This is a genomic window from Stenotrophomonas sp. NPDC077421 (assembly GCF_049545505.1).
Classification (GTDB): Bacteria; Pseudomonadota; Gammaproteobacteria; order Xanthomonadales; family Xanthomonadaceae; genus Stenotrophomonas; species Stenotrophomonas nematodicola.
Genome location: NZ_JBMWDP010000067.1, coordinates 1 through 8150, shown reverse-complemented (window position 1 = coordinate 8150; position 8150 = coordinate 1). Strand labels below are relative to the sequence as shown.

4 protein-coding genes are annotated in these 8150 nt (G+C 64.4%); all 4 read left to right on the top strand.

The genetic code is table 11. The features are described 5' to 3' along the window. The first annotated feature begins 178 nt into the window (after positions 1 to 178). The 4 genes from ACPEH1_RS20165 to ACPEH1_RS20150 all read left to right on the top strand — a co-directional run bounded on the left by ACPEH1_RS20165 (position 179) and on the right by ACPEH1_RS20150 (position 8131). The gene (locus tag ACPEH1_RS20165; RefSeq protein WP_229296435.1) at positions 179 to 412 is read left to right on the top strand and encodes a hypothetical protein; all 234 of its coding nucleotides are present in this window, start codon (positions 179 to 181) and stop codon (positions 410 to 412) included. A gap of 52 nt (positions 413 to 464) precedes the next feature. Beyond that, the gene (locus tag ACPEH1_RS20160; RefSeq protein ID WP_423716289.1) at positions 465 to 2387 is read left to right on the top strand and encodes a hypothetical protein; all 1923 of its coding nucleotides are present in this window, start codon (positions 465 to 467) and stop codon (positions 2385 to 2387) included. A gap of 22 nt (positions 2388 to 2409) precedes the next feature. Then, positions 2410 to 3153 (top strand): hypothetical protein, encoded by a 744-nt coding sequence (locus ACPEH1_RS20155; RefSeq protein ID WP_136006295.1) that lies wholly within the window; start codon positions 2410 to 2412, stop codon positions 3151 to 3153. Between the two features lie 529 nt (positions 3154 to 3682). Beyond that, positions 3683 to 8131, top strand: a complete 4449-nt coding sequence (locus ACPEH1_RS20150; RefSeq protein WP_423716288.1) for a phage tail protein — start codon at positions 3683 to 3685, stop codon at positions 8129 to 8131. The last annotated feature ends 19 nt before the right edge of the window (positions 8132 to 8150 follow it).

Here is an 8150-nt window from a genome sequence, read left to right as displayed (position 1 = left end):
CCGCCGCGCAGGCCGCACAGCTGAAGCCGTTGGTTGCCGCGGAACTGCAGCAGGTCGCCATGAAGCACTCCGGCTTCGGCGACAAGGCCGCTGACGCCCAGGCCGAGACGGGAAACGCCTAAGGCAGCGCGGCGAAGACTGGTTCTGGCACGTACTGGCCGGCCACCTGCATCGCACGGTGGCCGAGCTGCGGTCGACTATGTCGCGCCGCGAGTACCTGAGCTGGTGGGAGTTTCACAAGCGGAACCCCATCGACCCTGTTGGTCTGCACATCAAGCCTGCGGCCTTCGCCGCCTTCACGGCAGCAGCGCACAGCCAGGCCGGCACAAAGCGCAGCATGCAGGCCTTCCTAGATGTTCTTGTGCCGAAGTCCGACGACGACGAGGCCGAGGATTGGTTCGACTCACTCTGAGGAAATGATGGCTGACACCTTCGGGCGCTTTGCCGCGCTGCCCATTGGCCCGTTGCTGGCCGCCCGCGACGGCGGCCTCACGCTGGCTACAACCGCAGCGGCGGAGATCCACCACATGGCCCGCTCTGACCTTGCACTGGATCACGGCACCTTCGGTGCCGAGTTCGCGGTGTGGGGCGATGATCCGATGGCCGCCGTCGTCGGCGTCGCGACGGCCGGCGCTTCGCTGACCACCTTCCCCGGCGGTGATGCCGCTGGCATTGGTTGGAACCTTGGCGCAGGGACCGTGCTTTTCGACGGTGGGCCGGTCGCTGCCGGCTTGCCCGTCCTTGCCAAAGGTGAAATCGCGGGGGTGCTGGTGGAGGTCGGCGCGCCAACCCGGCTCAAGCTTTACCGCAACGGCGTGCTGGTCCACCAGAGGGACATCGGGCTTACCGGCCCGCTGCACTTCTGCGCCTCGCTCGCGGCCACCGAAGCCGGTGGTCTGTGCATGGCGGTCAATGCAGGGCAGTGGGGTGCCAGTAGTCCTGCCGCTCAGGTCGGCTGGCGCTTGCCCGCCGCATCCCCAGCGGTGGCGCGCCTCGCCGATGCCGACTGGCTGACCGCCCCGGGTGACTCCCCGGCCAACGCCCGGTTCGAGGGAGTGCTGGCCGACGGCATCACCCTCATCAGCGAAATCAACTTCTGGCCGTGGGGTGGTGAACCGGTGAGCCAGACCAGCGCGGCGGAATGCCAGGCGCTGGACGCTGATGGCGTCCTGGACGATCTGGCGCTCAGTGGCGCTTCTGGCGCGCCGGCGCAGGTGAGGGTCGGTCCGGCGGATGGGATGCTCGCCGACACGCACGCGGCGTACCGCTTCTCGCTCGACCGGATCGAGATCAACGACGACGGCACCAAGGGCATCTACTTCCGGGACGCGCACGATGACCTCGACGAGGTGATCAACCGCAGTGTGTTCCTGCCGAACATCCCCGGCCTGGCGTGGAAGCCGCAGCCGGTGCTGATCGGAGCTGTGGCCAGCGTGCCGGCAATGGGGGCAAATTCGGATGCGACGGCGATGTTCGTTGCCGATTCGCGGATCTACACGGATACCGTCCTTGACCGCGGCGACGCGATGGAGGCGGGCACCTTCTCCCTATCCCCGGATGGGCAGCAGCTGCTCATGCGATCGCCACCGGTCATGCCTGTGGTGACAGACGCTTCTAGCGTTGGCCCGGGGCCGGCGCCGGCGACGCTGCAGCAGGCGATGGCCGACATCATGGGGCGCCTGGGCAAGGCAGCATGGTCGGGCACAGACTGCGCGGCGATCGATGCCGCCACTGGCTATGCCGGTGTGGGCTACTACGCCGGCACGGCCATCACTGGCCGGGACGCGATGAACGCGATCCTGCCCAGCTACGGAGTCGGCTGCTACCAGGACGCTGACGGTGCACTTCGATTCGTCCAGGTGGCGGCGCCAGAGGAATGGGCGGGGGAACTGGCTTTCGACCTCGCCGGCGGCGACCTGGCCGAAGATCTGCTCGCCGTTCCTGACGAAGCCCCGAACCTCACGCGCCGCATGGCCTACCGGCCGAACGCCCAAGCGTTGGGCGCTTCCGACCTGGTCACGGACGTGGTGGACATGCCGCAGTGGCGCCGCGACGAGCTGATGGGATTGTTCCGCGCCCAGGTGTACGGGGCCGGGGCGATGCATCCTCACTACCGCCGCGCCGACGGCGCCGACCCGGTGCTCTCGCTCTTCTGGAATGGCGCGGACGCGCAGGCAGAGATCGACCGGGTAGTGGCCATGTACCGGGTGCAGCGGTTCTTCTACCGGGTCAGCGTGCAGGGCGACCAGGAGCTGGCGCCGCACCCGGGGCAGGTGGGACGCATCGCCTACAGCCGGTATGGGTTGGAGGCAGGCAAGCAGGTACTGGTGCGGCGCGTGGAGCGCAACCCTGCCACGGGTGACGTGGTGCTGACGTTGTGGGGGTGATGCGGTGCTGATCGGATATGGAATGCCTGCGGTGCAGTCTGTGGCGCTGGTGGGCGGCACCTGGCTGACCACCGACGCCGGCGCTGCAATGTTCGACGGAAAGCCGGGGCGCCGCAGCCGCATTCACCGGACAGGCAGCCTGTCCATCAACGTGACGCTCGCCGAGGGGCTGGTCCCGGGGATAGTGGCGTTGCTCGGCCTCAACGTGCCGGAGGGGGTGTTGGTCAGCGCCGCGGGGGCCACCGCAACGACCGTGCGCCTGCCCGACGGCACCGTATGCGCCTGGCTGTTCCCGACCGCCGCAGCCACGGTGAGCAGCGTCGCGGTGGTGATCGACACCCTGGTGACGAACGTCGAAGTGGGGGAGATTGCGATCTTCCGTGCGGTCGACATCGGCATCAAGGATGGGTGGGCGGTTGGACCGATCGACGCCAGTGTCCACACGCGGACCAAGGGCGGGCAGGTCAACACCGTACCCGGTGCTGTCTACCGGCGGCTGACTGCGACCTTCTCAGGACGGCCCACGGAGGTGGTGCGCCGAGGCGGGTTGGGTGGCACCGACTGGGAGACGCTCGCGATGGCGATGGCCCGTCGCCGGCGAGCTTGTGTTATCCCGCAATTCCGGGACATCCGCTCCAAGGCCTTCGATCCGGGACTGGCCGCGCGCGCTGCAATTTATGGTTATGCCGTCCAGCTTCCGACGGCGGAGAACCTCAGCCGGCAGTATTTCAGCGGGTACATGGAGTTCGAGGAAATTCCAGCATAGTTTGTCGAAGTTACCGCACGGTGCGACAATTTTTACCCTTCATGGCTGAGGGGTTAATGACCGATGAGTAGGGTTTACACGTCCAAGGATTGGATCGCTGCTGGAATTGCCTTCGTTGTAGTGGTCGGGGCATTCGCTTGGATGCAGATTGGCGGACGAAAATCACCAGAGGAACGGGTAGAGGCTTCGGCCAGCGACAGATGTAGGCAGTGGATCAAAGAGTCCGCGAAGAACCCTTCATCTGCGCGTGTTCCTGGGCCATCCCGGGTCCAGACCTTCAGCGATAGCATCGTCGTGACCTGGGTTGCTGGGGAAGGACTGACGCTCATGAACGGATTCGGAGCAAACGTAGACACAGCCGCGCGCTGCACGATGTCTAAGGATGGAGTGTTCCTCAAAGAGCTGGTCATCGACGGCCAGCTCGTTAAGCGTTCACGGCCCAAATAGGCCGTAGCTGCTGAAACGCGCCTCGGTGGCGCAACGACTAAGTACAGGCCCGCCACGAGCGGGCCTTTTCTATTGGTGAAACATGGCCCTCTACACTCTGACCGTCGATCTGCTCGCAGAAACCGGGAGCTTTGAACGCGACCTTGGAAAGTCTGCTCGGGCTTCTGATCGCGCCGCAAGGGCAATGCGGCAGATGCAGCGCGAGATGTCCGACAGCTTCGCGCAGGCCGCCCGCGATGCAAAGGTGTCGGTTACCAGCATCGACCTGAGCATGTCTTCGCTGGCAAAGGGCTTTGGCGCGATTGGAGGCGGGGCCCTGTTGGGGCGGTTCATTACGGAGACCGTGAACGCGCAGAATGAACTTGCCCAGTTGAATGCGATCCTGAAGTCCACGGGGCAGACCGCCGGCTTCAACAGCCGGCAGCTGGTCGATATGGCTGACAAGATGGCCAAGGCGACCACTCACTCGTCCGGTGAGATCGTCAATGCGCAGACGCGCCTGTTGTCGTACACGGGCATCGTAGGAGAGAACTTCCCACGGGCTCTTCAGCTCGCAATTGACCAGTCGGTGCGACTTGGCGAGAACATCACTCAGTCGGCCGAAACCATCGGCAAGGCGCTTGAGTATCCGACTGAGGGAATTTCCGCACTTACCAAACAGGGCTTCCTCTTCACCGAACAGCAGAAAGACATGCTGGCTTCGCTGGTTGAAACGGGCCGTCTCGCGGAAGCCCAGGCTATGGTCATGGGCGTCATGGAAGGGTCTTACGCTGGCGCCGCGGCTGCAGCCCGTGACACGCTTGGCGGCGCCCTGACGGGGCTGAAGAACTCCTTTGATGACCTACTGGGAAGCCAGGCTCAAAGCGGAGGAATTGCTGCGGCAACGACCGCAGTAAATTCGTTCGCTGACAACCTGGGGGTAGTCGCGGCAGCGGCGGTTCCGCTTGGAACCGGCCTTGCCGTCTTCTATGCAGGCGGCAAGCTGATGGCCGGGATTTCGGCACTCAACGCGCTGTGGGCCGCCAACTCCGTGGTGGCAAATCGAGCATCCATAGGCATGATGGGGATGCTCCCGCCGACGGTGCGATTGACCGCTGCGCAGACGGCTGCGCGCGTAGCAGCGCAGGGGCTTCAGTCCGCGTACGCCGCGCTCGGCGGTCCTGTCGGGATCGCTGCTGCGATCGCCACGGCAGCGGCTGGCTGGTGGATGATTCGCGACAGCACCAAGGAGGCGGACAGCGCGTTGATCGACTTCAACGGGACGCTGGACGACACGATCACCAAGTACACGGAGCTGAATAAGCAGGAGCGTGCCGGCGAGCTGCTGAAGCTCGATGCTCGAATTAGCGAGTCGTATAGGGAGGTCACAAAGTCCATTCAGGAAATGATCTCTTCTGCGGCGGCGTACTCGGACGTGGCTCACGCCGATGCATTCATCAAGGAAACCACCCGGCTAAAGGAGAGTCTCCACGGCGGAAAGCTCTCCGCCGATGAATTCTCTGCGGGGCTTGAAGCGGCCTGGCGCACGATGATCGACGGCTCTCCTGCAGCGCAGACTGTCGCGAAATCTATGACGCAACAAACCGCAGCTGCAGCGACCAGTAGCCTCGAGTTCGAGCGCCAGCGCGGTTTACTCAGTGCGCTTACCGGAGTGAGCGGCGCGGCTGAGCGCCAGACCGACGCAACTACTGCCGCGCTCAATCGGCAGGCTGTCGCATCTCACGCGGCGTCCGAAGGAATTAACCAGCACCTGAAGTCGCTGCAGGCTAGTGTTGACAGTCAGCTGGTGAACCTCGTCCGCCTGAAGCAGGGCGCCGAAGCGGCGTTCATGGTCGATGTTGGGCAGAAGATCAATGCGGCTGGTGGTGTGGACAAACTCACCACCGAGCAGCGGGCTGCCTACAACAAGCAGATCGCTCAGGGTCTGAGCCTGATCCGACAGACTGAAGCCGCCCAGAAGGCGACGCAGACCGCACGCGCATCCGACAAGGCTTCGGCCAAGGAACAGAAGGCAGTTACCGAGGCCCTGGCCAGATACACGCAGCAGGCGGAGCTGGCGGCAGCGGCAATGAAAGGCCCGCTCGACGAGGCGATGGCCAGGCACCTGCAGAACATGGGTGAGTACAACGCCGCCCTGGCCAAGGGCAACATCGCCCAGGGTGATGCCAACGTGCTGATGGCCCAAAGCGCAATGGAATACGCCAAGGTAGCGGCAGAGGTTGATCGAGCCATGACCAGCCCGGAGGCCTTGCTGGCGACCATGAACGGCGAGCTGGCCATGCTGGGCAAGATCGGCCGTGCGCGGGAGCTATATCGCCGGCAGCTGCTCAACGAGCGCGACATGCGACAAGAGCTGCAAAAGTCGGTGGAGGCCGCTGGTGGCAAGGAAGCGCTGGCATTGGCCAAGGGCGCGGCGAGCTATGAAGAATACGAGCGGTCGATTCTGGCCGCGGCTGGTGCTTCCGCTGCGCTGTCGCTGCAGATGGAAGAGGCCGCGGCCAATGTCGAGGCCTGGGCCAACGTGGTGATCTACGGTGTCGGCGATGCCGCCGATGCTATGGCGGAGTTCGTTGCCGGCGGGATGCGCGACTGGCGCAGCCTGTGGGGGGACTTGAAGGACGTAGCCAGGCAGGGCCTGCGCGACCTTTCCCGCCAGCTGCTGCAGCAGAAGCTGGTGCTGCCGATCCAGACCAGCATCCTTGACCGAGTTGGCTACAGCATTCTGTCGGGCAATGGGACCGCCGCCGGCGGCCAGAATCTGGCCAGCGTGGCCGCGCTGGTGTCCAAGAGCCAGGCCGCTGCAGGCTTCCAGACCCGCATCGCCACTGGCACCCGCACGGACCCAGGGTCGATGATGGGATTCGGCAACAACATGCCAGCCTTCACCGGGCCTGGCGGCAAGGCGTCCGCGCTGTCGGGCATTAACTGGGGCGGCGCGCTGGCCGGCGGCATGATGGGGATGCAGGGCGGCGACGGCCTGTTCACCAAGGGCGTTTCCACGCTGGCCGGCGGCTTTGCCGGGAACGCCGTAAGCGGCGTCATCTCCGCCGGCATGGCTGCTTACAAGGGCGGCTCAGGGCTGATGGGCGCGCTGACCGGCGGGCTCAAGAGTATCGGGCCTGCCGGCTGGATTGGCTTGGGTGCATTTGCCCTGGACAAGGTCACCGGAGGCGGTTTGTTTGGCACAAGCTGGAAAACTACCGGTGGCGCCAGCCAGTTCAACATCGGTGATTCCGGCGTGTCTGGTGTCAGTGAAACCACTCAGTCCAAGAAGCGGAGCCTCTTCCGGGGATCCAAAAGCCGAACCAATCGCGCAGCGATGGACGACGCGGCGCTGCAGTCCGTGCGTGACCTCTTCGACCAGATCGAGAAGGCGATGGGCCAAGCGGCTGCAGCGCTGGGGGTGGCGGTGCCACCAATGGTGGCGGGCTCATTTCGACAGGAGTTCGACAAGAATGGCAACCTGACCAAGGAGTTCGGCCAGATTGCCGGGCGGGTCTACTACGAGGCAGAAGAGGCCTTTGCCCAGCGTTTGGCTGGCGAGAACATGCTGGCGGTGGCCAAGGCTTACGGCGCAGCTGACGAAATAGAACGCCTGGCAGAGCGCTACCGCAGTGACGCGGCCAAGCTTAACGAGGTGGCCGGCCTTACCGTTGCTATCCAGGCAGACATTGCAAATGCTGCCCAGTTGTGGAGCCGCAGCGGCGACGGAGTGATCACCGCAGTAGTTGACCGCATGGGAGACCTGGCCCGCGCTGGCGAAACGATGAGCGATGCCTATGCTCGACTGACCGGGGCGGCCAAGAGCTACGGTGCACTGATGGCGGATGTTTCGACGCAACTACTGACCGGAGACCTTTCGCGGTATCAGTCGCAGGCACTGTCGATCGAACGCACCTACCGCCAGCAGGTTAAGGCGGCCAACGACTACGCCAAGGCGCTCGGTTTGTCTGGTGCCCGGGCGGAGGACTTGGCCAAGATCGAGGCCCTGCGCGCGACGAGCATGGGGAAGCTGCAGGCCCAGATCGACGCCGACAAGAAGGCAATGAAGTATGGATTGTCGATAAGCGACCTGTCACCGCTGACGGACCAGGAGAAGCTGCAAGAGGCGATGCGCGAGCTGGAGCGCGCGGTATCGGGGGGAGATGCCGGCGCGGCGCAGGCGGCCGCACAGGCGGCCTTGGGTTTCGGTCGCAACCTCTACTCAAGTGGCAAGGACTACAACAACCTGTTCGGCCAGGTGATCGGGCTGATCGACGGCATGAAGGTCGGGAATCTGGACATGGACGACGGCACCAGCATGGGCCAGCTCGCCGATGCGATCGAAGCTCTTCCCGACAACTTCAGCCGGGCCGTGTTTGACCTGGTGGTCGATGGGAAGGGGCAGGCCGAAACCACAGCAGCCGTCCAACAGAGCAATGCGCTGCTGACCGAGCAAAACAAGTTGTTGCACGACCTACTCGCGGTGACCACGCAGGGCGTGCGCACCAGCACCAGTTCCTCGATGCGCGAAGCGCTCAACGCAAGGTAGTTCCCAATGCAGGCAAGGA

What these genes read in the sequence shown, in the direction of transcription:
- ACPEH1_RS20150 (WP_423716288.1), top strand. Translation starts at nt 3,683, where the DNA reads ATGGCCCTCTACACTCTGACCGTCGATCTGCTCGCAGAAACCGGGAGC.
- ACPEH1_RS20155 (WP_136006295.1), top strand. Translation starts at nt 2,410, where the DNA reads ATGCCTGCGGTGCAGTCTGTGGCGCTGGTGGGCGGCACCTGGCTGACC.